Raw genomic sequence first — 24,561 nt, 5'->3', positions numbered from 1 at the left:
TTTTCAAAATTAATTATTCTCGAAGTTTATCATTGGATTTTAACAGTAGTTTATGTGTAAAATGTAATGAATTGATTTAAATACGTTCTAAAGCATAAACAATTAAATCATCAACAATCTTGTATGGGTCTTTGCTAAAAGCACCATAAGGTCTGTTGGCAATGATGGCATTTAAGGATATAGCATGATGCCCTAATAACTTAGAAAGGCCATAAATAGCAGACGTTTCCATTTCAAGATTTGTGATTTTAATACCGTTAAAATTAAAAGAGTCCAATTTATTATTTAATGCGGTATCTTGAATTTCTAAACGTAAAATCCGTCCTTGTGGCCCATAAAATCCGCCAGCGGTAGCCGTTAAACCTCTATGAATTATGGAGCTATCGAATCTTTTTTTTAACACATCACTTCCTTTTATTACAATAGGTTTTGCTTTGTTTTCGCTCCAATTGGTATGTTTTATAAAGGCGTTTTCAATATCTGGATTCGCAATAGTATCTACTTTATAGGAATGCAACATGCCATTAATATCTAAGGCATGGGTGCTCATCAACATGGAATCCACAGGAATATCTTTTTGAAGCGAGCCAGAGGTGCCAATTCTAATAATATCCAGACTTGTTAGGGTGTCTTTTGCTTTTCGGGTCGTAAAATCGATGTTGACCAAGGCATCCAATTCGTTCATTACAATATCTATATTATCAGGACCAACACCTGTTGAAATTACGGATATACGCTTGCCTTTGTAAGTCCCAGTTTGTGTTTTAAATTCCCTTTTTTGTGTTTCGAAATCAATAATATCAAAATGTTCGGTTACTTTTTCAACCCGATCTGGATCACCCACAAAAATGATGGTATTGCCAATATGTTCTGGTTTTAAGTTTAAATGATAGATGCTACCATCTGGATTCAGAATAAGTTCCGATGCTTTAATAGGCATTGCTTGGCGTTTTTATGAGTTTATTATGTGTTTTGCTGAATTGAAAATCGGCGTTGCTTACCCCACCATAAAACATGGTGTTTTTCATTTCCGAATAAAAATTATGCTGACCTAATAAGGCTTCGTGCCCTTTTCTATTTAATTTATAACCAGAAGTGTCTATAGTAAAGAATATGGAAAGTTTATCAATAATTCGCAGCAATTGCATGTCCCCAAATCCATAATATCCTTGGTAGTTAAGGGCATAACCTAATAAATGGTGCTCCGATTTTATAGTGTTGTTTTTTACTAATTCAAGAATGTTTTTTTCCAAGATGTTCAATCCGCTTTTAGAATCGGGAAATCGCTCTAAATGAGCTTTTAAACAGTTGCTCAAATAGATAAACGAAGAACTTTTAACAATAAATGGTTTGAATAAATTGTGGTCATTACCACAGTAAATTTGCCAAAGCGACATAGCCAGTTTTATATCATCTTGACTGAGCAAAACACGATCTTCATAATGTTTTATTAGTTGCGATGAAGACAGTTCGGATAATCCAACTAGATTTTTATTTCCTTGAATTCTGCCGCTACAGACAAGATATACAGGCAAATCTATTCTTTTTTGCTGCATTAAACTTATGACGGCAATCATGTTGATATGACAAAACAAATCATATTCAAACCAAAGGATGATTTCGGAATATGGTTCTTTCCGATTTAATTTCTTCAACTCATTTTTAAATGTGTGTACATCTAATTCCAGCTGATAAACAGAAGCAAAAAAAGCTTTTCGGGTTTTAAAAAAAGCTTCAGAATCTATATCAAAAAAAGTCGGGCCTTCACAGAGCATTTCTTCCCAAGTAAGCATGTCTCCTGCAAAATCCAACTCTAAAAGTTGCCTTGTTAAATGATTTCCATTCGTAATATGAAGCGTTTTTATATCCATAGATCAGCCTCCAACGCGTTTTACCTTAAATCCTTTTTTTTTAAGTATTTGCATGATCTTATCTCTATAGTCACCTTGAATAATGATTTTATCATCTTTAAAACTTCCTCCAACGCTCAAGGTCGTTTTTATCTCTTTTGCCAATAGTTTGAAATCTTCCGTAGCACCTGTGTAGCCTTCCAATATGGTGATGGGTTTGCCTTTTCGTTTTTCGTATTTGCAAATAATGGGGTCATCTTGCATCCAAATGCCCTGTTCCTCTAAATTGTTTTCATCAGAAGGTTCTGGTGTATGGTCTGGAAATAAATTTTTTAGTTGGTCTTTTAAATCCATTTTATAATGTAATATGCTTTATTTTTTAATCAAGCCAAGTTCTATCAAACGTTCTGTTAAAAATTCACCAGCTGTAATATCATCAAACTGTTTCGGATTAGTGTCATCAATACAACTTTCTAAAACATTTAACTTCATTTCGCTGATTGGGTGCATGAAAAATGGAATGGAATATCTCGATGTTCCCCAAAGTTCTCTGGGAGGATTTATCACGCGGTGAATCGTTGATTTTAGTTTATTATTGGTATGTCTGGAAAGCATATCGCCTACATTAATCATTAATTCATCAGGTTCTGCAATGGCATCAATCCATTCACCTTTATGGTTTTGAACTTGTAAACCACGCCCTTGAGCGCCCATTAAAAGGGTTATTAAATTAATGTCTCCATGTGCTGCGGCACGAACGGCTTCTTTTGGTTCGGATGTAATGGGCGGATAATGAATGGGACGTAAAATGGAATTTCCGTTGTGTATGTAATGGTCGAAGTAGGTTTCCTCCAAATTCAAATGTAAAGCCAAAGCGCGTAATACATATTTGGCTGTTTTCTCCAACATTTTATAGGCTTCTTTGCCTATTTTGTTGAATTCGGGTAATTCTTCAACAATCACATTTTTAGGATATTCTGCTTCTCGCTTGGCATCATTTTCAACATATTGTCCGAAATGCCAAAATTCTTTTAAATCGCCTTCTTTTTTACCTTTGGCGCTTTCTTTTCCAAAGGACACATAACCACGTTGCCCACCAATACCCGGGATTTCGTATTTCTGTTTAGTTTCTAAAGGTAAACTGAAAAAATTCTTCACTTCAGCATACAGATTTTCAACCAAAGTGTCGTCTAAAAAGTGACCTTTTAGTGCAACAAAGCCAATATCTTCATAGGCTTTACCAATCTCATCTACGAATTTTTGTTTTTTTATGGGGTCTCCAGAAATAAAATCATTTAAATCTACACTTGGAACTAACTTCATCAGGAATATTTTTTGCGATTACTACAAATGTACAAAACATTACAAAGACTTTCTATAGCTTTTCAAGGCATTAATTATAAGGTATCCTCTAATTATTCTATATTTGATGAACTTTGAAAAGAGGACATATTCATATAAATCCAATCACTCACATGATAGATATGATACGATTTAAAAGAGATACTGAAACACAAAATATAGCCAATATTTTGAAGGTCAACATTATTTTATTTGCCTTGTTATTGAGTAGTTGCAAGGAAGTACGTGTTGATGACAAGTATGAATGGCACCAGATTAAAGTAACGGCTTCAGCCTATAATTCAACGCGCCATCAAACGGATTCCAATCCTCATATTACTGCTTTTGGCGATAGTTTAAAACCAGGGTTAAGCTATATTGCAGTGTCAAATGATTTATTTAGAAAAGGATTAAAACACAATACCCCCGTTAAAATTGAAGGTATAGATAGCATTTATTTTGTAAAAGATCGCATGCATTCACGTTGGAGAAACCGCATAGATATTTATATGGGTCTTGATGTGAAAGCGGCTAGGGAATGGGGCAGAAAAAAGGTGTCCATTTCTTATGGCGTTCTTAAAAAAATTGAAAAGGAAGAGCCTTAATGTTTTTTCTATTGCAGATAAGCGCTACTTAGTTTCTGTTTCAGATAATACAAAAGGATAGGCTTCTTTTAATTTTTTTATCTCGTTTTCGGATAATTCATCTGAAGGTTTCTTTAGAATCTTATTGGTATAATCATTTCTAAGTTCGTAATATGCCTTTGTTAATTCATCTTGTACAGCAATAAACTGATTGTAAGATGATTGTTTTCCTGCTTGAAGCGAAAGCACTGCTTTTTTTGGATGATCCGAAGATGATGCTGATTTTTCACCTTGGCAATAGTCACAAGTGCCGTCGCCATTATTATCAACAAATTTTTTGGTAATGTCTTTGAGGTCTGAAATGGAAACAATCTCATTATTTACCATAATCCCATCATTGCTATTAATAGCTAAGCGCAGTATATTTCTATCGTTAATTTCTTTAGAGCAATCTTCATTTGGCGGACATTCACTAGGTAATTTTCTATTAAATCCGTTATCTTTTGGGATGGCCGATGTTACAAGAAAAAACATAAGTAAAAGGAATGCAATGTCTGCCATAGAACCTGCATTTACTTCTGGTGCTGATTTTGAATGTCTCATGATGTTAAAGTTTAGATGTTAATAAAAGCTTAAATCACAAAAACAATACCAGATTTACTTCTTATTAATAGGTGTAGGGTCTAGCACCTTTCCAAATACAGTCCTTATTGTGTTCAAAAGAATTGCTTTTTCTGTAAAATGACACGATTTCTTGTGTAATGTTATCAGTGTGTCTTGAAATTTTTATGTATGTGTTCATTTTTTGATTATTGATGATTATTGATGATTTTTTTAAGAGACGTTACTTATCTGTAACGTCTCTTATTGTTCCAGTTATAACTTTTGCTGTTTACTGAATGACCTGTGATTTGGTTGTTGTTTAAAGTTCTCATGATTTTTTGTTTTATTAAATTGATTTATACCATATAGACGACAGCAAATCAAATTTGTTACAGTACTATGTATAACATAATAATAAATTAACACAAGATTAAGAATAGAGTAGGGCTATAAGTCATGAAATAGGGTCAATTTATGCTCAAAATACGTTTAGGAATGGTTTTTGTGTTAAAACAATGCAAAAAGCCATGTACTTAGTTAAAGGTTTAAAATAAAGAAATATCTTTGGTAACAATTAAGTTTATGGATTATAAATAAACCCAATTCATTTATAATATAATAAAACTGTGAAACTTTATTTTTCATTTTTTGTATTTCTGTTTTTTGTAGCATCTATGGATGCTCAAATTGATAGTAGGAATAATTCGATTTCAATCCCTGCCATAGAAAGTCCGAAGGATTCTTCAGACTCAAAAAGCTTATTACCATCAAAACCCATTGAAGCTCAAAATACCAATAAAGGCTTATCGACACCAAAAACAAACACTCAATTTAATTTCCCTAAAAAAGAATTCTCTATGACGGGTGGTGAGGTATTTGGAAACCCAGGGGAACTTTATACAAAACAATTGGATAAGCACTTACAAAGTACCAGATTGTTAACTCCTGAAGAAGTTGAGCAACGAAATGGTAGTAGAACCGATCAGTTTTTTGGGGATTTCAAAAGCAAGTCCAAGTTTGTAAATATAGCCTATCGCGATCATGGTGCTGTAGACGGGGATTTGATTCAGGTTAGGGTCAATGATGATGTTGTTCAGGCTCGTGTGTTTTTAACGAACAATTTTTCTGGTCTAAAACTCGATTTAAAACCGGGCATCAATAAAATAGATTTTGTGGCTCTTAATCAAGGGGAATCTGGGCCTAACACGGCGGAATTCATTGTAATTGATGACGCTGGCAATGTAGTATCTTCAAATCAATGGAACTTAGCAACAGGTGTTAAAGCGACAATTATTGTTGTTAAGGAATAATTCTAACTAATAATGCCCTCTATAAGTTTTAATTCTTCTTCCGTAAACCCTAAATTATCCAAAGCTTTTACATTTTCCTTTAATTGATTGGCACTACTGGCGCCAACAAGCACTGAGCTTACTTGCGGTTGTCTTAAAATCCATGCAATAGCCATTTGTGATAATTTTTGATTGCGATGTATCGCTAATGCATTCAAAGCCTTCACTTTTTCAATGTTATTTTTAACGGTATCTGTATTTAAAAAGGAAAATGCTTTATTGGCTCTGGAATCTTCGGGAATTCCATGTATATATTTATCAGTCAGTACGCCTTGTGCCAATGGAGAAAAAGCAATACAGCCCACACCGTTTGATTCTAATGTTTTTAAAAGACCATCTTCAACCCAACGATCGAACATGGAGTAACGTGCCTGATGCAATATAAAAGGAACATTCAGTTGTTTAAGAATCATGGCTGCTTTTTGAGTCTCTTCTGGTTGATAATTGGAGATGCCCACATACAAGGCTTTTCCTTGGCGAACTATATCTGCCAAAGCACCCATGGTTTCTTCCAAAGGCGTATCAGGGTCTGGCCTGTGATGATAAAAAATATCAACATAATCCAATCCCATGCGTTTTAAACTTTGGTCAATGCTAGCAATTAAATATTTTCTAGAACCAAAATTGCCATAAGGTCCTGGCCACATATCATATCCTGCTTTACTGGCAATAAACAATTCATCTCTGTAATTCTTAAAATCCTTTCTATAAATCGTTCCGAAATTTTCTTCTGCAGAACCGTACGGAGGGCCGTAATTATTGGCTAAATCGAAATGTGTGATACCCAGATCAAAAGCGCATCTCAATACTTCTCTAGCATTTTGAATGTTATCAACAAATCCAAAGTTGTGCCATAAACCCAAAGAAATAGCTGGTAAAAAAATTCCGCTTTTACCTGTTCTTTTATAGACCATGTCATCGTATCGTTGAGGATTTGGAGCGTATTCTTTTACTTCGGATTTGTCGTTTATTTGCATGATTAATTTTAATGACAATGAGACATAAAAGTATAAATTTATTAATTCAAAACGTATCAACCATAAAAAACTATTGTAATTCTTTACATTTTAATTTAAATTTTAGCAAGAATCATTCGTCATAAACCCTTTAAAGGTGTTATTTTTGCACGCTACCAATTTATATGTATGTCCATATCACAAACAGAATTAGAGGAAAGGAAAGCTGGCAAAGATTTATATAGTTACCAAAAAGGGGCTATTGATAAGATTTTCAAGGCTTTTGAAGAATCTCCAGACGATTACCATTTGCTGTATCAATTACCAACGGGCGGAGGTAAAACCGTTATTTTTTCTGAAATTGTTAGGCAATATCTAAAGCATCATAAAAAAAAGGTGCTGGTGATGACCCACCGCATCGAGCTTTGCAAACAAACATCTAACATGCTTACTGAGTTTGAGGTTGTTAATAAAGTGATTGATAGTAAAGCGGATTTAAGCGATCAAGGGGAGTACAGTTGTTTTGTAGCCATGGTTGAAACCTTAAATAATAGGCTTAACGATGATAAATTGGATATTTCTGACATTGGTTTGGTTATTATTGATGAGGCACATTACAATTCCTTCACTAAGCTCTTCAAATTTTTTAGTCAATGTTTTATTCTAGGAGTTACCGCAACACCTTTAAGCTCTAGTATAGAATTACCTATGACCGACAATTATGATGAATTAATTGTTGGCGAAAGCATCGAATCTTTGATACAAAATGGCTTTTTGGCTCGCGCCGAAATGTTCTCCTATAATGTTGGATTGACTTCATTGGTCGTTGGTGCCAATGGTGATTACACAGTTAAATCATCGGAAGACCTGTATACAGCTAATGATATGTTAACCAAGTTAATACAGGCATACGAAGAACGTTCTAAAGGCAAAAAAACATTGATTTTCAATAATGGTATCAACACGTCTTTGCATGTGTACGATACGTTCAGAAAAGCTGGTTATCCCATTGCGCATTTAGATAATACAAATACCAAAAAGGAAAGATCCCAAATTTTAAAATGGTTCAAAAAAACACCGGATGCTATTTTAACTTCCGTAAGTATTTTAACCACAGGTTTTGATGAACCGACGGTTGAAAGTATCATTTTAAACAGAGCAACAAAATCGTTAACACTTTATTATCAAATGATTGGTAGAGGCTCTCGTGTGTTGAAAAATAAAAAGACCTTTGATGTTATTGATCTAGGAAATAATTTTCACCGATTTGGCCCTTGGGGCGATGATTTGGATTGGCAACGCATATTTAGATCACCAAACTATTATTTGGATTCGCTATTGAGTGATGAGGAATTAGAAAGTAATTTTCGATATGAAATGCCTGATGAATTGCGGGCAGAGTTTGCGAAATCGCAAAATGTTCATTTCGATGTTCAAAAAACCTATGTAGAATCCATAAGAAACGGGGAGTCTTCAAAAGTCGTTTTAGAGCGTTCCATAGAACAACATGCTAGAATCTGTGTGGAAAACAGTGACGATGTTTATGATGCATTGGCATTGGCAAAGCTGTTAGGAGATGATATAGATTTCAGGATTAATAGGTATACCAAGTGCATTAGCAAGAGCACCTTCAATTTTGTGGAATGGCTAAAAGGTGAATACAGAAAGAAATTGAATGCCTATTTAAGGTCTAATTTCGATGACGTTTTTGAATCTATCCACGGATATCCCCCAGAAGACTAAACCTCTAAGCAGTTTTTTTTATAATATTGCCCAAAATAAGCGTATATTTGTGACATATATGCATGTTCAAGCATTTTCTATAATTTTTTGATAAACAGTTTCTCGTTGATAAGATTTTATACAAAATTAATTGCAATGTAGTAAATTTTTAATAATTAAAAACCCTTACCGTAAACTATGGCAAAATCACAAGTAACTTTTAACAAGATTGAAAAAGAAAAAAAACGCTTAAAAAAACGAGAAGACAAGCAAAAAAAGAAAGACGCTAGAAAAGCGGAGGCCAAAGAAAACCCACAAGGCATTCAATTTGCTTATGTAGATTACAATGGTAATTTAACGGACACACCACCAGATCCTTCCATGAGAATAAAGGTTGAGGCAGAAAGTATAGAGATTGGTATTCCCAAAAAAGAAATAAGTGATGAAGAACCTGCTGCAAAAGAAGGCAAAGTATCTTTTTTTGATACTTCAAAAGGGTTTGGATTTATTATAGATAGTATCAATCAAGAAAAATATTTTGTCCATGTTAGTGGCTTACTTCAGCCCATAGCAGAAAATGATAAAGTAACGTATGAATTGGAACGAGGACAAAAAGGAATGAACGCTGTTCGGGTTAAAAAGATTTGATTTTTTAATCAACCAAGTTAACTTTCCCAAGTTTTAATTCATTTGAGAAATCATAGTGCCTTATGAGTTTGCATGCCCTAGAAGAAGATCAGGAATACATTAATCTACAAACTGAACTAGTTAGATTACAGCAATATATTAAAGAAACCAATAAACGCGTAGTTATTTTATTTGAGGGCCGTGATACCGCTGGAAAAGGAGGTGCCATTATGCGGTTTATACGTTTTTTAAATCCGAGATTATTTAGAGTTGTAGCGCTTTCCAAACCGACAGAACGTGAAGCTGGGCAGTGGTATTTCCAACGGTATATCGAACATTTGCCGGGTCCCGGGGAAATGGTGCTTTTTGACCGCAGTTGGTATAACAGGGCTGTTGTAGAACCTGTCATGGGGTTTTGTACCAAAAAGCAATATAGTTTGTTTAACAAACAAGTGGTTCAGTTGGAAAAAATGCTGATTGAGGATGGCATACACCTTTTTAAATTTTGGTTCTCCATTGATGCCGAAGAACAAAAAAGACGTTTGGAAGATCGAGTTCACAACCCCTTAAAGCAATGGAAATTAAGCAGTGTAGATGTACAAGCCCAATCCAAGTGGAAAGATTTTACAAAATATAAGGAAGCCATGTTTAGAAAAACGGGTACGCCACAATCGCCTTGGGTTGTCATTAAAGGAAATGAGCGTGATGTTGCTAGAAAAGAAGTGATTCGCTACGTGGTTAATAGGTTTGAATACGATAAAAAAGGAGATACCAATGAGCGTTTATCACTTGATAAATCAATAGTAACAGAAGTTTTCGATTTAATTAGTTTAAATGAATGTATAAATAAATAGTTTAAGCATTCTATCTTTAAAGCATTATGGCCATTCCACGCAAAACCATTCTCATTGTTTTAGCTTTTTTTGCTATTTATGTGATTTGGGGTTCCACATACCTACTTAATAAAATTGCCGTTGCTGAACTTCCACCATTTTTTTTGGCCTCATTCCGATTTATAACGGCAGGCATCATTATTTTCGTAATTGCCAAATCCATGAAACTTAGGTTGTCAATCACTCGAAAACAACTCATAAATTGTGTGTTTTCTGGTTTTTTGTTCCTTGTGTATGGAAATGGCATATTTGTTTGGGCCTTAAAATATGTGGATAGTGGCTTTGCAGCTTTAGAAGCATCAACACAGCCATTATTTGTATTATTGCTAATGCGCCTTATTGACAATAAAAAGATGAAACCAAGTGCCTTGATAGGTATTTGCTTGGGGATTATTGGCATGTATATTTTGGTAAGCCAAAAGGAATTGGTTACTGAAGAAGGCTCGCTTTTGGGTATGTTCATGATTTTAACGTGTGTGTTGAGCTGGAGCTATGGAAGTGTTTTTGTTTCAAAAGCAGATTTACCAGCCAATTATTTTGTGAGTACCGCGTATCAAATGATAAGCGCCGGAATCCTTTTAGCCATTACAAGTTTGGTTTATGGTGAAATTTGGATATCTCCTTTAGAATGGAGCGTTTCCGTAAAATGGTCCATGTTGCTTTTAAGTGTTTTTGGCAGTGTGGTTGCTTTTACGTCTTTCAATTATTTATTAAAATTGGTGTCTCCCGAAAAGGTATCGACTTCTGCATATGTCAATCCGGTGATAGCCATAATTTTGGGGTGGTACATCCTTGATGAAGCCATCTCTCTGCAAACCATTATTGCAGCCTGTATTCTTTTAACAGGCGTCTATTTTATAACAACCAAGCGGAAAATTAAAATAAGACCATTTGGACGTTAAAAAAGCCATACAATTTATGTTTATAAGTGCGTTTGCATTTGCATGCATGAACAGTGCTGTGAAATACCTAGTGGACATGAATGCCTTTGAAATTGTTTTTTTTAGGTCTATTGGTACGTTATTCTTGACCTTCGGGTATTTGTACAAAAAAAAGATTCCAGCTTTTGGTAACAATAAAAAATTATTGACACTTCGAAGTTTGGTCGGTCTTATTTCCATGACGCTGTTTTTTATGTCAACTAAATATATTCCCATTGGTACTGCCGTTTCTTTAAGATATTTGGCACCTATATTTGCGGCTATTTTTTCTATTTTTTTATTGAAGGATACAATCAAGCACTGGCAATGGCTTTTCTTTTTGATTTCATTTTTAGGAGTCTTGGTTTTAAAAGGATTGGATACGCAAACCAATAACTACGGGTTGTTTCTATCAGTTGCTTCAGCGGTTTTTAGCGGGTTGGTCTTTATTACGGTTAGCAAAATTGGTAAGAGCGAGCATCCCGTGGTAGTGGTTCATTTTTTTATGTTTATCTCCACAATTGTTGGTGGTGTGCTGGCAATTGCTAACTGGACAAATCCGGAAGGTTGGTGGGAATGGTTGCTATTGTGTAGCCTAGGATTTTTTGGGTATTTCGGGCAGGTGTTTATGACAAAAGCATTTCAAGTAGCATCAACGAGCCAGGTAGCTCCTTTAAACTATTTAGAAGTAATTTTTACGGTATTGGTAGGGGTGTTTTTATTTGATGAAATTTATACCGTATGGAGCATTGTTGGTATGTTTATGATTATTTTAGGACTTGTTTTAAACTTTAGGTACAAAGCAAATAGATTGGATTAAGTTGTACAGAAAGCTGTGTCTTTGTACTTTTGTCCGCCAATAATATAAATGATAAATGACTTTTAAAACCCGAATCAATCAACTAAGAAGATGGTTTATGCACAGCATAACCAAACATATTGGCAGAGGGTATTCCGAACCAAAAGTAGGCGACCTTAATATTGCTGATATTAAAAAAGTACTCATCATAAGACCCAATCACCGATTGGGCAATCAACTTTTATTAACACCCATCGTTCAAGAAGTCATCAATACATTTCCCAACTGTGAGATCGATTTATTCGTTAAAGGTGGCGTAGCAATGCCTGTTTTTGAAAATTATACACAAATCAACAACATCATTCAGTTGCCCAAAAAACCTTTTAGCAATTTAATAACATACGCAAAAGGGTGGTTGTCCATAAAACAGACCCCATACGATTTGGTCATCAATGGTGATAAAAATTCATCTTCAGGAAGATTATTGACCCAGCTCTCTAGAGCAAGATTTAAGATTTTTGGAAATAATTATGAAGATATCGCGTCAAAATATGATGATTACGAGCATATTTCAAAATATCCCGTTTATAATTTAAGACGCTATCTAAAAAACTTAGGATTGCCAGAAACGAATGCGCCAATGCCTTTGTTGGATATTAAATTAAAAGATTCCGAAATAGCTAATGGAAAAAAAATCTTAGATGGTATCATAAAGAATAATAGAAAAACCATCTGTTTATACACCAACGCTACGGGCGACAAATGTTACTCGGAAGACTGGTGGCTCGCTTTTTATACACGTTTGCAAAGCACATATCCAGACTATAATACTATAGAAATGTTGCCAATTGAAAACATCTCAAAAATCAACTTTAAAGCACCTCATTTTTATAGTAAGGATATTCGTGAAATGGCGGCCATTATTAAAAATACAGCCATATTTATAGCGGCCGATAACGGGGTGATGCACTTGGCAAGTGCTTCATTAACGCCAACAGTTGGGTTCTTTTCGGTGACAAGTTCCAGAATGTATGCGCCTTATGGTAATGGCAGCATCGCTTTAAATACCAATGAAACATCTATAGATGATTGGTTTAGGGCTATTGGTAATATCCTCATTTTTTAACAAATCCTTATCACTCCATCCTTTAATTTACCTGAACATATTCGTAAATTGTCAAAAAAATTAAAGTTTCATTAATAATATAGATTAACAAGTTACAAAGTTGTCTTATATAACTTTGTAACTTGTTAATTAATCCAAAAACAAAGCATACATATATGAGTAAACAAACATTATTAAATCCTTATAACGGTAAAAATTTAAACCTTAAAAATAGGGTAGTGATGGCACCTATGACGCGTAGTAGAGCCAATAATGAAGGTAATATCCCAACAGACGAACTACAAGGTTTGTATTATGAACAACGGGCTTCGGCTGGTTTAATCATTACCGAAGGTTCTCAGGTATCTCCTAGGGCTGTTGGTTATATTAATACGCCTGGCATCCACACCAAAGCGCAAGTAGAAGGTTGGAAAAAAGTTACCAAACGTGTCCACGATAAAGGTGGAAAAATTTTCATTCAGCTATGGCATGTGGGTCGTGTGTCACATCCCGATTTTCATAATGGGGAATTGCCTTTGGCACCATCACCAATCAATCCAAATGAAGAAGTATATACCAGTGAAGGTCTTAAACAAACACCTACGCCAAAGGAAATGACCTTGTCCGAGATTAATGAAACCATAAACGACTTTAAAAATGCTGCAAAAAATGCCGTAGAAGCTGGGTTTGATGGTGTTGAAATACATTCTTCAAATGGGTATTTATTCCATCAGTTTTTTAGCGGAACTACCAACAAAAGAACCGATAATTACGGTGGTAGTACAGAAAACAAAGCACGTTTTTTCTTTGATGTACTAGATGCTGTTAAAGAAGTGATTCCAGAGGAAAAAATAGGAGCTAGGTTTAATCCTTCGTTGAACAATGTGTTTGGTATGACGATGGATGAGCAAACCATCCCAACTTTTGAATACATCATTAAAAGATTGAACGATTACAATTTAGCCTATGTGCATTTATCGGAGCCGTTTACGGATGTTTCAAATATTCCGTATGCCGTAACAGAAATTGCGAAACATTTCCGACCTTTATACCATGGCACCTTAATGATTAATGCTGGGTTCACTCAGGAAAAAGGAAATGCCGTGATTGAAGCTGGGAATGCTGATTTAGTATCTTTTGGAAAGTTATATATTTCTAACCCCGATTTGGTGGAACGTTTTGAAAACAACATGCCTTTGGCAGATTGGAACCAAGATACGTTTTATACACCCGGTACAGAAGGCTATACCGATTATTCAAAAGTAACAAACACACAATTCGTATAACTAATAAACTGAATATTATGAAATCGCTATATAAAAATTAGTATCTAAATACGAATTAAGATAAGCGATTGCATATGACCTTTAAGAAACAATTAAATAATAACATATGAAATTTACAAGAAAAGCCAATGCACAATGGAACGGTGCAGGAAAAGATGGAAAAGGATATTTAACCACGGCTAGCGGTGTGTTAAGCAAAACGCCATATTCATTCCACACACGTTTTGAAGATGGTGAAAAAGGTACAAATCCAGAAGAATTGATAGGTGCAGCACACTCCGGATGTTTTGCCATGCAATTAAGTTTTTTATTGAATGAAGCAGGATTTACAGCAACGACATTAGATGTAGCTGCTGTGGTGACTTTTGAAGACGGAAATGTGACTAAAGTTGCTTTAACTTTGGAAGGTGATGTCCCAAATATTGATGCCGCACAATTTCAAGAAATTGCAACAAAAGCAAAAGAAGTTTGTCCGATTTCAAAGCTTTTAAAAGCGGAAATCGAATTGAATGTGACTTTAAAATAGTCGTTTACTAGATATTCTTTTAAAATCATAATACAGTCAGATTTATTTTATCTGGCTGTATTTTTTTTGTCTTGTTTGTTTCTGTCAGACTGAGCGCAGTCGAAGTCAAAAAAAAAATGTCACACTTTGTCAGTTCGAATGAAATACGGAGGCACGAAGTATTTTGTATCGAGAACTTTAGCCTTAAAAAACCAAGCAATTCATCGGTAATTTTTACACTTTAAAACATTTTATCGTAAAGTTTTGGCGTTCATAAGATTTTTAATGTTTAGTAAACCTAAACCACTAATTTTAAACAAATTAAATCCCAAAGCCCCATGAAAAAACTAACAACTTTACTATCCGTAGCCAGTTTGCTAAGCATTTGCTTTACAACCATGGCACAAGATATCGCTAGCAATGCAAACCTACTTGTAGACGACTACAAAAAGCGCAGTGCCGTTTACGATTATTCGGAAAAGACTTTAAATAATATTGATAGTGTACCCGATTTTGAGGCTAAAGCCGAAAAACTAAAAATAACGGGAACCATTTACCACAGTGATGGTGTAACGCCTGCTAAAGATGTTATTTTATACATCTTTCAACCAGATGATAAAGGCAATTACGAAATGAAAAGGGATGCCAATCGCAAACGCTATGTACACCACAGAGCTTGGATAAAAACCGATGCTGATGGTAAATACACGTTTTATACTTTTATGCCCGGTAAATTATTACGCACCAAAGAATTAAAGCAAATACACAGAATCATTAAGGAACCAGGCAAACCGGAACAAGAATTAGCACCTTTCTTTTTTAATGACGACCCTTTATTTCCGGAATTAACACTGGCTTGTCAGGCAGAAGCCGCTATGAGCATGTTACGCATTAATGAAAAAGATGGCATGTTTGAGGCCACAAAAGATATCAAACTACCAAAAAACTCTCCAACGGACTTATAGTAAAACGCTATTTTTATATAACAAAAACCAGCATCTTTTCAGGATGCTGGTTTTTTTATGGTTATTTTTTGTCCATTAGCCACATTAACAAAAAATTAAACAGTTTAAGTGAAAAAATTGGTATATTTAATGGACTACAACCAAGATTTAATATCATAAACTTTTTAAGCATGAAAAAGATTTTATTTATAAGTGCCATCATGATTGTTTTGGTGGCCTGTGGTTCGGGTAGTCCAAAATATAGTGACGAAAATAGCAAGGCTCTTAAAACCATGATTGATAACCAATCGTTCGAAATAACATCTGATTGGGCACAGCCGTTGATGACGTCTGCCATGCAACAACTGGGTAATGCGGGGTTGTTTGTTAATGGAAGTACTGCGGGAAACATAAATATATCAACGCATAGTAATTTTTTACGGATGAAAAATGATTCTGTAATGGCTAGTTTGCCATTTTACGGTGAGCGTCAGTTTGGTGGTGGTTATAATAACGCATCGGGTATTGAATTTGAAGGCATTCCAGACGACTTACAAATAAAAAAGGGCAAAGAATCATCTTATGAAATCCGTTTTAATATGGCAGACAAAAACTCTAATACCGATAATTATCGTGTGTATATTAAATTGTTTCCTAATTTAACCAGCACCATCAACATCAATAGTTCCAGTCGAAGTAACATCCAGTTTAGAGGGAATGTCCATGAGATAACGGCAACTAATGATTAAAATCAGTTCTTTATTTCAGTAATCTTCATCGCCCAATCTATAACAGATGGATGTTGTTTGTCAGGAAAAAGAGGTACTTCTAAAACGCCTTTTTTATTCGTTTTCACATTAATAGGATGTCCCCATTCACCATTAAGTGGATTGAACCAAACCAGAGCATAATCTGTATTGGGTTTAAATCCTTTCAGTTCAGGTAAAACGGACTGGTTTTCAAAATACAACAACGCAAAATCTTTGTTAGGCGTCCGCATCATATATGACCATCCATCCAATCCCATCTCAGGACTACCGGGCGCTTTATAGGGATTCATATCTTTAGTGGCGGGTTGCAGATGCTGATAATTAGTTCCTTCCGACAGGATAAACGTATGGAGATGCTTCATATAATGGCCAGAGTCATATTTCAAGGCTTCCCAAAAATGGGGACGAGCTCCCGAAGGTTCTCCCGTACTTGTCATATCATAAGCTGCCGTACCATGCACATGTCCGGAAAGCGCACCTGAAAGTACAGAACCATACATCTGTGCCCGTGCAAAATAGTTATCCCGTACCGAATTGGCGGGTGGTCGTTCGCCATTGGGTTTGTTAATGGAATGGTCCCATCCTGTATAATAAGGCTCAAAATTAATGGCTGGATACACTGGACTCAGATTAAAAAGGGTATCTATGGCGGTAGTAACACGGTGGTCTCTTGGTTTATTTCCCACACTGTGCATCTTTAACCAGGGAACATCCTTATCATGTCCAAATGCTTTGTAAGTGGATCGATCTATTAATGTGGTAACTATTTGTCCAAATGGCATGGGGCCGTATGTTTCTAAATGATAGGTAAGGGCCTGATTAAACTCATCGGAAGTAAGGCTAAAATCCTTTGGAATCCAATCCAAATGAATCCCACTAAAGACCATATTATAGGCACCATATCTCGAAATAAGATATTGAACATAACGCGCAAAACTTTCCTTAAAATCAAAATAAGCGTTCCAAGAAGGGCCAACATCCCGTCGTACCGTTTCTAATAAAGGTACTAGTCCTTGTTCTGACATGTAAGCCATTTTTTTATCCATACTTTTAAAGTATTCAGGATTGATGACATTAAAATCTGATACACCTTTATGGGTGTTGGACATGGCAAACGGTAAATGTCCATATTCGTCCCGCATATTTTTTGAGGTAAAAGTGCCCCAATAACTTAAACCTCCAGAGGCGTCGGTGCCTATGGCATCTGAAACATCATAACCAAACTTTTCCCAAGCATTTCTTAAAAATACACCATTGGAATCGGCGTAGGTATTCGGGTGGTTATCGGCCTCCCAATTTGGGAACGCCGCAATCATGCTCACCGAATTATACCCTTGGTTTTTACGGTAATTGATAGCATCTTCAAAACCGATGCCACTATCGGGGATATAATCATTCTCGGTCGCAGCATTTCTAAAAGGCAATCGCCAAGTAGAACCGGCAAGCCATGTATCACCCACCATAAAAAAAGGCGTACCATCTGCATATTGTAAGGCACGACCGTTTTCGGTGGCGCTTACAAATCCACGGCGGTTAGGGTTGTCTTCTTTTTCTTTATCTGTCCATTCAACAGCATTAAACGTTCCGCTTTTAGTATTCAAGCCATTATCATTATGTTGGTTCGAACCGCTTTTCCAGTTCCATTTACCCGGTTTTGTTGCCACAACGCGCACTAAAAACGTATTATTCCCATTCCAAAATCCATAAATACGTTTGGAAAAACCAGGCCCCTCCAAATTTACCCAACAGGTAACCTCTGTATAATAATTGGTATAGGTGTTTTCGGTTTTTAATTCAATTTCCAAAAGTTCCCAAGTACGGATTTGTGGTGTCCCAGTGGTTTGAGCTGCCATGATAAACACATGGCAAACCATGAAGAAACTGACTAAAAAAAGACGTGAGGGTATAAATTTATAAGTCATAATGGATATATCTATTCCATAAATATAATAAGATTTTTGCATTAAAATCTTTTGTTCTTTTTAGAAGGAGCAAAGGGAACAGCAAAGATCTACATTTACAGATATTTACATTTATTTTTGCATGATAACAGTAAAACGTTTAATCATTTTTAACGAAATTTTATTAAATTACGTGTTCAACCAACTATTAAAAACCAATCAAGACAACTACCATGAAAAATACCTATTCCTTTACGCTTATATCCCTTTCAATCATTATCGCACTATTTATTTTCATAACGGGTTGTGGAAACGGTAAAGTGCTGCCAAGACCTGAAGGGCCAGGCGATATTTATACTGCCGCAGGGTTTCCTGTTGTTACGGCACACAGTACCACACGGGCTTTGTTTGCTGCTTACAACGGACCACTTTATCAGTTGACTCGTGAGTCGGATGGAAAAACCTTAGATATCGGTATCGTACAGCCCAGTGCCAGTGATGCTGGAGGTTATGCCGACGCGGCTGCCCAAGACGAATTCTGTGCGGATGCCACTTGCTGGATTAGCATTATTTATGACCAATCCGGACTTGGTAACGACTTAAAACAGGCACCTCCGGGAACGTTTAGGGGATTAGCCAAAGGTGGATTTAATAGTTTGCCACTTGCCCACATGGCACCCGTAACGATTAACGGCCATAAAGTCTATGGCACCTATGTCATGCCGGGTTCTGGTTTACGAAACAACAATGCCGTGGGACTTCCTGTTAATGATGAGGAAGAAGGCATCTATATGGTATTGGATGGCACGCACTATTCCAGTGGTTGTTGTTTTAACTACGGAAACACGTCCACAAACAGCAGGGCCGTAGGAACAGGCACCATGTCCACCGTATATTATGGTACGGCGACTGCTTGGGGAAAAGGGGAAGGAGAGGGGCCATGGATTATGTCCGATATGGAAGCGGGGCTTTTCTCAGGTTATGAAACCAAAGAAAATGCCGCGAACCCAACCATTGATTCTTGGCGTTTTGTAACGGGCATGGTAAATGGTGGCGGTGGCAACCAATGGGAAATATGGGGTGCTAATGCTCAGGAAGGGGAGTTGCAAAACTTCTACAAAGGCATTCGTCCGCAATCCAAAGAGAATGACACGTATTTCCCCATGCACCGTAAAGGCTCCATACAAATGGGAAATGGTGGCGATAATGGTAATGGTTCGGCGGGTACATTCTATGAAGGGATTATGACGGCTGGTTATCCTACGGAAGACGTTGTAAAAGCAGTTCAGGCAAACATTGTGGCGGCTAATTATGATGTGCCAAACGTGAGCACGTCTCGATTGACAAGCTTCACACCAAACGCCTCTCAAGAACTGAAAGTCTCTTTTACCAACACGTCTGCGGAAGCGGTTTCGGATGTTAAACTAACCTTGGAACTGCCAAAAGGCTGGTCTTCCAAAGAAGTTACAGCGCTTAGCAAATCCATAGAATCAGGTGCTACCGTTGAAGCAACTTTTATCATCACACCTCCAACGTCTGTAGATGCAGGATATTTAAGAACCAAAGCGGAGTGGGGCGACCAATCTTTTGAAACATCACAACGCATTAGAAACGTCCTTGCCGTGAAGATTAATGAAGCGAGTTTTAGCGGTGGACCCAACCCAACAAATCAGTTTTTGGAACTTTATAATAGTTCGGATGCCGATGTGGATATCTCCAACTGGTCGGTGATCAATACCCCTGGGGAATGGTCACCTTTACAAATGGCTAAAATTCCGCAAGGCACGATTCTAGGTGCTGGTAAATTCTACCTTTTTGGTTTGGCACCATCTGGATTGGTAACAGAAGTAAAAGCAGGCGATAAAACCATCAACGTCCGTAGTATAGAAGGCATGAGCGTGGGTCAGCAGATAGATATTGCTGGCGAAAAAGTCTCCATTGCCAGTTTAGGAACGCCGGCGACCGATAAAACCATTGTTTTTGTCCCCGTTACCACAGGACCTTGGCTTAATTTTCCTGTAGGAACCACCAATTTACCCGTTGCCAATGCCGAAGGTTTTGTAGTAGGAGAGAAGATTGGTATCGATTTGGGCGGACAATATGAAATTGCCACCGTCACCCAAGTCGGCAAAGGGTCTACGCAAAGTAGCTTGGCGGAAGCAGGCAAAGCAGGTGACACCATCATCAAAGTATGGCAAAATGCCAACATGACGCCGGGCGATACGTTGACCATCAATACAGGAGCTCGTGTGGAATTGGCGGTTGTAAAAAATATCATCAGTGTGGTGAATGCGCCATTGCGTGGTCGCTATACAGGCGGTCCGGGGGAGGTGGAATTAACCGCACCTCTTATAAAAGATCATATTCTGGCTGCCGATGTCGCCTCTCCGGGCACAGGCATCAGTTTCACACCAGCAACACGTTTTGCCCATAAAAGTGGCGATGCCGTGCAGGCACTTGGTAGTGGCATCACTTTAAAAGATGGTTTGGCTAATGACCATGAATTGGGCGCACCGATTGTATGGTCTGGAAACACCAATGTTGGGTATCAAGGTGCGGTGCAAGCGAATCAGTATTACGGACTTCCAATGTCTATTTATGCGGGTACGGTGGCGTTGATGGATGCCAGTGGCAACGTCCTTATGGATGCCATGATTTATGGCTCGCAGCAAGGAAACTCCAGTTCCAGAGGTTCGGTGGCGACACCAGAGATTGCGACTTTAGAAGGAAACCAAACCCAAGGCGGTTGTATTGCGGTGCTTCCCGGTAGCAGCCAAGGCTCGTTTACGGATGCTTATGACCCTATGATTAGAAGCTTGGGACGTTTCCCAGATGGCACGGATACGGACAGCAATTGCGAAGATTTTAAATCGCAAACGGTGGTTACTTTGGCAAGTAAACCGGCTGTAGGTTCCAATAACTTGAAAGTGATGAGCTTGGAAGGTTTAACCGTTGGCCAACAATTGGTGATAGGTATGGGCGCCAATGCAGAAAAAGTAACCATTACGGAAGTCGGTACCACAGGAGCCACCACGGTAAGAACGGCCGTAGCTGCTGGTGAAACCACCATTCCCGTAAACCAAGTAGTTGGTTTTAGCGAAGGGCAAACCATTACCATAGGCAGTGGCGCCAAACAGGAAACATTGGAAATTAAAGCTATCACCAGACCCCGCCGTAATTTTGAAAACCCTTCTGAAAGCACTGGTGCTACTATTACCGTCACTAAAGGGTTGAGCCAAGCACATGCAGCTGGCGAACCGTTTTCTGGTAGTGGTATTACGTTGAGTACGGCATTAAGTAAAACCCATGCACAAGAGGAACAGGCGTCTAGTAGTTTGCCAACACCGGGGGAAGCGAATGTGAATTAGGTATTATTTTTAAGATATATGAATATGAAAGCCAGCGGATTGCTGGCTTTAGTGTAGTTGTAAAGATGAGTTAGTTAACTCAAAAATTATTATCATAATATTAAATTAAATATTTTAAATATATAGTAATATTTTGCCTACTGTATTTCTTATATTTAAAGGCAAATAACAATATGTCAGTATATAAAATTCTGAATTCAAAAATATGGCGAATATCAAATTACCAAAAAAATTTAAACAATTATTAAAAAAGAACCAGAAAATTGATGGTATTGTAAAGCAAACTTTATTTGATTTTGGCGAAATATTAACAGAAAATAGGCTCTATTTTTTCGATGAATATACAGATCATGGAATTAAGCATGTTGAGAACATTATGTTTGGGACTGATAAACTAATTACAAATAATACTTATGAAAATGTTTTGCAGACAGAAGATATTATGTTCTATGTATTGGCAGTTTTACTTCATGACATAGGAATGCATATTACTTATGAAGGCTTTAAAATTTTATTAAATGGAGGTCATGATGATATTCTGATTTCTGACTTTGATAATATAACATGGAGTAATTTATGGCTTGAATATTTAGCAGAAGCTAAAAGATTTAGCGGAAAGCAACTATTGTCGATTTTTGGTGATGAGGAAGCTATCATTAGAAACCCTATGGATTTTAATAAAGGTGAATTAAATGGAAATGATAGGAAACTTATTGGAGAATTTATAAGAAGGCACCATCCTCGATTAGCACATGAAATTGCTTTAATTGGATTCCCAGGAAAAAGTAAGAGCAGTATTGCTTTTGCAAAGGAATTAAGTTTGGAAAATAGAAAATTAATTGGCTTAATAGCAAGAAGCCATGGAGTAGATTTAAGAAAATGTGTAGAATATGTTGAAATTGAATATGGTAAAACTAAAAGAACTCCATTAGGGGTTCACGTCAATTATTTAATGATTTTATTAAGATTAGCTGATTATATCCAGATTGATAGAACTAGGACATCTGAAGTGGTTATGAGGACTAAAACTTTTGAAAGTCCAATTTCTAAGATTGAGCATAATTCGCATTTATCGATTGATTATGTGGATGATAAATATCAGGATGACCCAGAAAGAATTTTTGTTACTGCTTCTCCAGAGAATAGTAATATGTATCTGAAACTAAAAAAACTTTTCTATGATATTCAAAAAGAATTTGATATTTCATGGGCTGTTTTGGGAGAGCTTTATGGAAACCTAGAGAATAAACCTGAAATTAAGTTCAGACGTATAACTTCTAATTTGGATACAGAAGTATTCATAAACAAACAAGATTATGTGGGAGATTATTTCTCTTTTAAATCTAATGATGAAATTATAAAGCTATTAATTGCTCCACTTTATGGAGATAATCCAACTTATGGTGTTAGAGAATTATTGCAGAATTGTATAGATGCTTGTAATGAAAGAAAAGAACTTGAGAAGAATAGCTTATCATATTCATATATTCCCAAAATTAATGTTAGCATTTATGAGAATGATGATAATCATTTTTTTGAAATTAAAGATAATGGCAAAGGAATGAATATTAATATTATAAAAAAATATTTTTTAAGTGCTGGTGCCTCATATAGGAATAGTAGAGAATGGAAGGAAAAATTCATTGATGAATCTGGAAGTTCAAAAATTCAAAGGAATGGAAGATTTGGAATTGGAGTTTTAGCATGTTTTTTAATCGGAGATAAAATTTCAGTTACCACAAGAGAAATAAACTCCGATTTTGGCTATAATTTTATGGCAAGCTTATCTTCTAATCAAATTAATGTTGTGAAAAATTATGATCTAGATTTTGGTACTAAAATCATTATCAACACTTCTAAAGAAGTTATTGAAAAATTAAAAGATGAGGATCACTGGTATGATGAATCAGTTGGATGGACCAGATGGTACACATTAACAACTCCCGAAATTGTTTACTCTAAATATGGAGAAATTAAGAAGTCTTTCAAAAATAAAGACCCTCATTATCTAGATTCTAGTATACCTAATGATTGGAATTCTATTGATCATGAAGGGTTTAATAAAATTTTATGGACTTACAGTAAAGAATACTCAAATAGAAGTATTGTTTGTAATGGATTGGTTGTTATAAAAAAGTCACATGACAAAGTAATTAAAATTAATTTCATTAAGAATTTACCTAAAATATTGGTGTTTGACAATAATGGATTAATGCCACTTTCATTAAATAGAAACACACTAATAGATACACCTTCATTTGAAGAAACTCTCATCGAATCTATCTATAAGGATTATTTGTCTTCTGTACTCTGTAATAAAACTATAAAAAGTCCGAAAGAAAATATTATCTCTTTTAAAAGCTTTAAAATTGATTACGGAGGAACTGAAATATGGTACAAATGGGGCAAAAAAGAAGAAAATATACTTTATGAAATATTACTTTCCAAAAAAGGATTTATAATTGATTACAATTATTTTTTAAATAAAATTAGAGATTATAACTTAATATATATTCAATCTGAAAGTTTTAATAAAAAAACTGATATACAACTTGATATTAAAAATAATTTCATAAAAATGAGCTATATAAACTTACGATCGATTTATGAATATAAAAAAGCCATTGAGCAAGAAGATTATTTTACAAAAAATAAAAAACAAATTAGCAAGACTACTGCATTCTTAAAGCAAGAAAAGTTTAATTTTCTGTTTATTAAAAAGACTAATAGGTTCTCTAAGTATATATATGATGAATATAAAATTGAATATGATTATAAAGGTTGGGTGTCAATTAATATAAAGAATGCAAAAGAAACCTCAATAACCAAAGAATTTCTCTCTAATAACCCGAGAATAAATTTTATTCGAGAAGCACCAATTGTTCATAATACAAACAATGATGATATTTTAGATAGAGTTTTAAACCGTTATTTGGGTAATGATCCTATAATTCCTTATGAGTTTGAAGATCGCAAAAAAAAGTTCCCTTTAGCGTTTAAAGAATTGGATTGTTATATGAAAAAATACATTTAAATTT

At 35.9% G+C, this 24,561-nt stretch carries 22 protein-coding genes; 14 read left to right on the top strand and 8 right to left on the bottom strand.

Features of this window, described 5'->3' with window-relative positions:
* Positions 1 to 76: 76 nt before the first annotated feature.
* The 4 genes from CDH50_RS08720 to CDH50_RS08705 are packed head-to-tail and all read right to left on the bottom strand — an operon-like array spanning position 77 to position 3,173.
* A complete protein-coding gene (locus tag CDH50_RS08720) occupies positions 77 to 940 on the bottom strand; it encodes a nucleoside phosphorylase (protein ID WP_100611630.1) in 864 nt (287 codons plus the stop codon).
* A complete protein-coding gene (locus CDH50_RS08715; RefSeq protein WP_100611629.1) occupies positions 930 to 1,871 on the bottom strand; it encodes a DUF1835 domain-containing protein in 942 nt (313 codons plus the stop codon). Before CDH50_RS08715 ends, CDH50_RS08720 begins: the two co-directional genes overlap by 11 nt.
* A gap of 3 nt (positions 1,872 to 1,874) precedes the next feature.
* Positions 1,875 to 2,204, bottom strand: coding sequence for a translation initiation factor (locus tag CDH50_RS08710; RefSeq protein WP_100611628.1), 330 nt, complete (start codon positions 2,202 to 2,204; stop codon positions 1,875 to 1,877).
* Positions 2,205 to 2,222: 18 nt separating this feature from the next.
* Positions 2,223 to 3,173 (bottom strand): isopenicillin N synthase family dioxygenase, encoded by a 951-nt coding sequence (locus CDH50_RS08705; RefSeq protein ID WP_100611627.1) that lies wholly within the window; start codon positions 3,171 to 3,173, stop codon positions 2,223 to 2,225.
* Positions 3,174 to 3,325: 152 nt separating this feature from the next.
* Between CDH50_RS08705 and CDH50_RS08700 the strand changes: the two genes are divergently transcribed.
* Positions 3,326 to 3,796 carry a 3D domain-containing protein gene (locus CDH50_RS08700; RefSeq protein ID WP_317044649.1) on the top strand — a complete coding sequence of 157 codons (471 nt, stop codon included), beginning with the start codon at positions 3,326 to 3,328 and terminating at the stop codon, positions 3,794 to 3,796.
* Positions 3,797 to 3,820: 24 nt separating this feature from the next.
* Here the strand turns inward: CDH50_RS08700 and CDH50_RS08695 are convergent, their stop codons facing one another.
* Positions 3,821 to 4,378, bottom strand: coding sequence for an ExbD/TolR family protein (locus tag CDH50_RS08695; RefSeq protein ID WP_100611626.1), 558 nt, complete (start codon positions 4,376 to 4,378; stop codon positions 3,821 to 3,823).
* Positions 4,379 to 4,442: 64 nt separating this feature from the next.
* Positions 4,443 to 4,577 (bottom strand): hypothetical protein, encoded by a 135-nt coding sequence (locus CDH50_RS15320; protein WP_262496115.1) that lies wholly within the window; start codon positions 4,575 to 4,577, stop codon positions 4,443 to 4,445.
* A gap of 427 nt (positions 4,578 to 5,004) precedes the next feature.
* Between CDH50_RS15320 and CDH50_RS08690 the strand changes: the two genes are divergently transcribed.
* A complete protein-coding gene (locus CDH50_RS08690) occupies positions 5,005 to 5,688 on the top strand; it encodes a hypothetical protein (RefSeq protein WP_232731986.1) in 684 nt (227 codons plus the stop codon).
* A gap of 2 nt (positions 5,689 to 5,690) precedes the next feature.
* Here CDH50_RS08690 and mgrA read toward each other — a convergent pair whose 3' ends face one another.
* Positions 5,691 to 6,704 (bottom strand): L-glyceraldehyde 3-phosphate reductase, encoded by a 1,014-nt coding sequence (gene mgrA, locus CDH50_RS08685; RefSeq protein ID WP_100611624.1) that lies wholly within the window; start codon positions 6,702 to 6,704, stop codon positions 5,691 to 5,693.
* 168 nt (positions 6,705 to 6,872) lie between these two features.
* Between mgrA and CDH50_RS08680 the strand changes: the two genes are divergently transcribed.
* The 10 genes from CDH50_RS08680 (at position 6,873) to CDH50_RS08635 (ending at position 16,233) form a co-directional block, all read left to right on the top strand.
* Positions 6,873 to 8,426: a DEAD/DEAH box helicase gene (locus tag CDH50_RS08680; protein WP_100611623.1), complete on the top strand. Its 1,554-nt coding sequence runs from the start codon at positions 6,873 to 6,875 to the stop codon at positions 8,424 to 8,426.
* Between the two features lie 177 nt (positions 8,427 to 8,603).
* The gene (locus CDH50_RS08675; RefSeq protein WP_100611622.1) at positions 8,604 to 9,053 is read left to right on the top strand and encodes a cold-shock protein; all 450 of its coding nucleotides are present in this window, start codon (positions 8,604 to 8,606) and stop codon (positions 9,051 to 9,053) included.
* Positions 9,054 to 9,115: 62 nt separating this feature from the next.
* On the top strand, positions 9,116 to 9,886 hold the full coding sequence (gene ppk2, locus CDH50_RS08670; RefSeq protein ID WP_100611621.1) for a polyphosphate kinase 2: 771 nt from the start codon (positions 9,116 to 9,118) through the stop codon (positions 9,884 to 9,886).
* Positions 9,887 to 9,912: 26 nt separating this feature from the next.
* Entirely contained in the window at positions 9,913 to 10,827 is a 915-nt protein-coding gene (locus tag CDH50_RS08665; RefSeq protein ID WP_100611620.1) for an EamA family transporter, read from the top strand.
* A complete protein-coding gene (locus CDH50_RS08660; RefSeq protein ID WP_232731985.1) occupies positions 10,817 to 11,665 on the top strand; it encodes a DMT family transporter in 849 nt (282 codons plus the stop codon). The genes CDH50_RS08665 and CDH50_RS08660 overlap by 11 nt, the downstream gene beginning before the upstream one ends.
* 97 nt (positions 11,666 to 11,762) lie before the next feature.
* Positions 11,763 to 12,770 (top strand): glycosyltransferase family 9 protein, encoded by a 1,008-nt coding sequence (locus CDH50_RS08655; protein ID WP_232731984.1) that lies wholly within the window; start codon positions 11,763 to 11,765, stop codon positions 12,768 to 12,770.
* 155 nt (positions 12,771 to 12,925) lie between these two features.
* Positions 12,926 to 14,035 carry an alkene reductase gene (locus tag CDH50_RS08650; protein ID WP_100611745.1) on the top strand — a complete coding sequence of 370 codons (1,110 nt, stop codon included), beginning with the start codon at positions 12,926 to 12,928 and terminating at the stop codon, positions 14,033 to 14,035.
* Positions 14,036 to 14,141: 106 nt separating this feature from the next.
* The gene (locus tag CDH50_RS08645) at positions 14,142 to 14,561 is read left to right on the top strand and encodes an OsmC family protein (RefSeq protein ID WP_100611618.1); all 420 of its coding nucleotides are present in this window, start codon (positions 14,142 to 14,144) and stop codon (positions 14,559 to 14,561) included.
* A gap of 317 nt (positions 14,562 to 14,878) precedes the next feature.
* Positions 14,879 to 15,505, top strand: coding sequence for a hypothetical protein (locus CDH50_RS08640; RefSeq protein ID WP_100611617.1), 627 nt, complete (start codon positions 14,879 to 14,881; stop codon positions 15,503 to 15,505).
* A 170-nt stretch (positions 15,506 to 15,675) separates the two neighbouring features.
* Positions 15,676 to 16,233 carry a DUF4251 domain-containing protein gene (locus CDH50_RS08635; protein WP_157804956.1) on the top strand — a complete coding sequence of 186 codons (558 nt, stop codon included), beginning with the start codon at positions 15,676 to 15,678 and terminating at the stop codon, positions 16,231 to 16,233.
* A 2-nt stretch (positions 16,234 to 16,235) separates the two neighbouring features.
* Here CDH50_RS08635 and CDH50_RS08630 read toward each other — a convergent pair whose 3' ends face one another.
* Positions 16,236 to 18,218, bottom strand: coding sequence for a DUF5060 domain-containing protein (locus CDH50_RS08630; RefSeq protein WP_100611612.1), 1,983 nt, complete (start codon positions 18,216 to 18,218; stop codon positions 16,236 to 16,238).
* Positions 18,219 to 18,388: 170 nt separating this feature from the next.
* Here CDH50_RS08630 and CDH50_RS08625 point away from each other — a divergent pair, with 170 nt between their 5' ends.
* Positions 18,389 to 21,523 carry an arabinofuranosidase catalytic domain-containing protein gene (locus CDH50_RS08625; protein ID WP_100611610.1) on the top strand — a complete coding sequence of 1,045 codons (3,135 nt, stop codon included), beginning with the start codon at positions 18,389 to 18,391 and terminating at the stop codon, positions 21,521 to 21,523.
* A 205-nt stretch (positions 21,524 to 21,728) separates the two neighbouring features.
* Positions 21,729 to 24,557: an HD domain-containing protein gene (locus CDH50_RS08620; RefSeq protein ID WP_100611604.1), complete on the top strand. Its 2,829-nt coding sequence runs from the start codon at positions 21,729 to 21,731 to the stop codon at positions 24,555 to 24,557.
* The last annotated feature ends 4 nt before the right edge of the window (positions 24,558 to 24,561 follow it).

Origin of the sequence: Confluentibacter lentus (assembly GCF_002806995.1) — a bacterium.
GTDB classification, from domain to species: domain Bacteria; phylum Bacteroidota; class Bacteroidia; order Flavobacteriales; family Flavobacteriaceae; genus Confluentibacter; species Confluentibacter lentus.
Note: the sequence above shows the minus strand (reverse complement) of the source record. Positions and strands in the feature narration are given on the sequence as shown.

What these genes read in the sequence shown, in the direction of transcription:
- CDH50_RS08720 (WP_100611630.1), bottom strand. Translation starts at nt 940, where the DNA reads ATGCCTATTAAAGCATCGGAACTTATTCTGAATCCAGATGGTAGCATC.
- CDH50_RS08715 (WP_100611629.1), bottom strand. Translation starts at nt 1,871, where the DNA reads ATGGATATAAAAACGCTTCATATTACGAATGGAAATCATTTAACAAGG.
- CDH50_RS08710 (WP_100611628.1), bottom strand. Translation starts at nt 2,204, where the DNA reads ATGGATTTAAAAGACCAACTAAAAAATTTATTTCCAGACCATACACCA.
- CDH50_RS08705 (WP_100611627.1), bottom strand. Translation starts at nt 3,173, where the DNA reads ATGAAGTTAGTTCCAAGTGTAGATTTAAATGATTTTATTTCTGGAGAC.
- CDH50_RS08700 (WP_317044649.1), top strand. Translation starts at nt 3,326, where the DNA reads ATGATAGATATGATACGATTTAAAAGAGATACTGAAACACAAAATATA.
- CDH50_RS08695 (WP_100611626.1), bottom strand. Translation starts at nt 4,378, where the DNA reads ATGAGACATTCAAAATCAGCACCAGAAGTAAATGCAGGTTCTATGGCA.
- CDH50_RS15320 (WP_262496115.1), bottom strand. Translation starts at nt 4,577, where the DNA reads ATGAACACATACATAAAAATTTCAAGACACACTGATAACATTACACAA.
- mgrA (WP_100611624.1), bottom strand. Translation starts at nt 6,704, where the DNA reads ATGCAAATAAACGACAAATCCGAAGTAAAAGAATACGCTCCAAATCCT.
- CDH50_RS08680 (WP_100611623.1), top strand. Translation starts at nt 6,873, where the DNA reads ATGTCCATATCACAAACAGAATTAGAGGAAAGGAAAGCTGGCAAAGAT.
- CDH50_RS08675 (WP_100611622.1), top strand. Translation starts at nt 8,604, where the DNA reads ATGGCAAAATCACAAGTAACTTTTAACAAGATTGAAAAAGAAAAAAAA.
- ppk2 (WP_100611621.1), top strand. Translation starts at nt 9,116, where the DNA reads ATGAGTTTGCATGCCCTAGAAGAAGATCAGGAATACATTAATCTACAA.
- CDH50_RS08665 (WP_100611620.1), top strand. Translation starts at nt 9,913, where the DNA reads ATGGCCATTCCACGCAAAACCATTCTCATTGTTTTAGCTTTTTTTGCT.
- CDH50_RS08655 (WP_232731984.1), top strand. Translation starts at nt 11,763, where the DNA reads ATGCACAGCATAACCAAACATATTGGCAGAGGGTATTCCGAACCAAAA.
- CDH50_RS08650 (WP_100611745.1), top strand. Translation starts at nt 12,926, where the DNA reads ATGAGTAAACAAACATTATTAAATCCTTATAACGGTAAAAATTTAAAC.
- CDH50_RS08645 (WP_100611618.1), top strand. Translation starts at nt 14,142, where the DNA reads ATGAAATTTACAAGAAAAGCCAATGCACAATGGAACGGTGCAGGAAAA.
- CDH50_RS08640 (WP_100611617.1), top strand. Translation starts at nt 14,879, where the DNA reads ATGAAAAAACTAACAACTTTACTATCCGTAGCCAGTTTGCTAAGCATT.
- CDH50_RS08635 (WP_157804956.1), top strand. Translation starts at nt 15,676, where the DNA reads ATGAAAAAGATTTTATTTATAAGTGCCATCATGATTGTTTTGGTGGCC.
- CDH50_RS08630 (WP_100611612.1), bottom strand. Translation starts at nt 18,218, where the DNA reads ATGCAAAAATCTTATTATATTTATGGAATAGATATATCCATTATGACT.
- CDH50_RS08625 (WP_100611610.1), top strand. Translation starts at nt 18,389, where the DNA reads ATGAAAAATACCTATTCCTTTACGCTTATATCCCTTTCAATCATTATC.
- CDH50_RS08620 (WP_100611604.1), top strand. Translation starts at nt 21,729, where the DNA reads ATGGCGAATATCAAATTACCAAAAAAATTTAAACAATTATTAAAAAAG.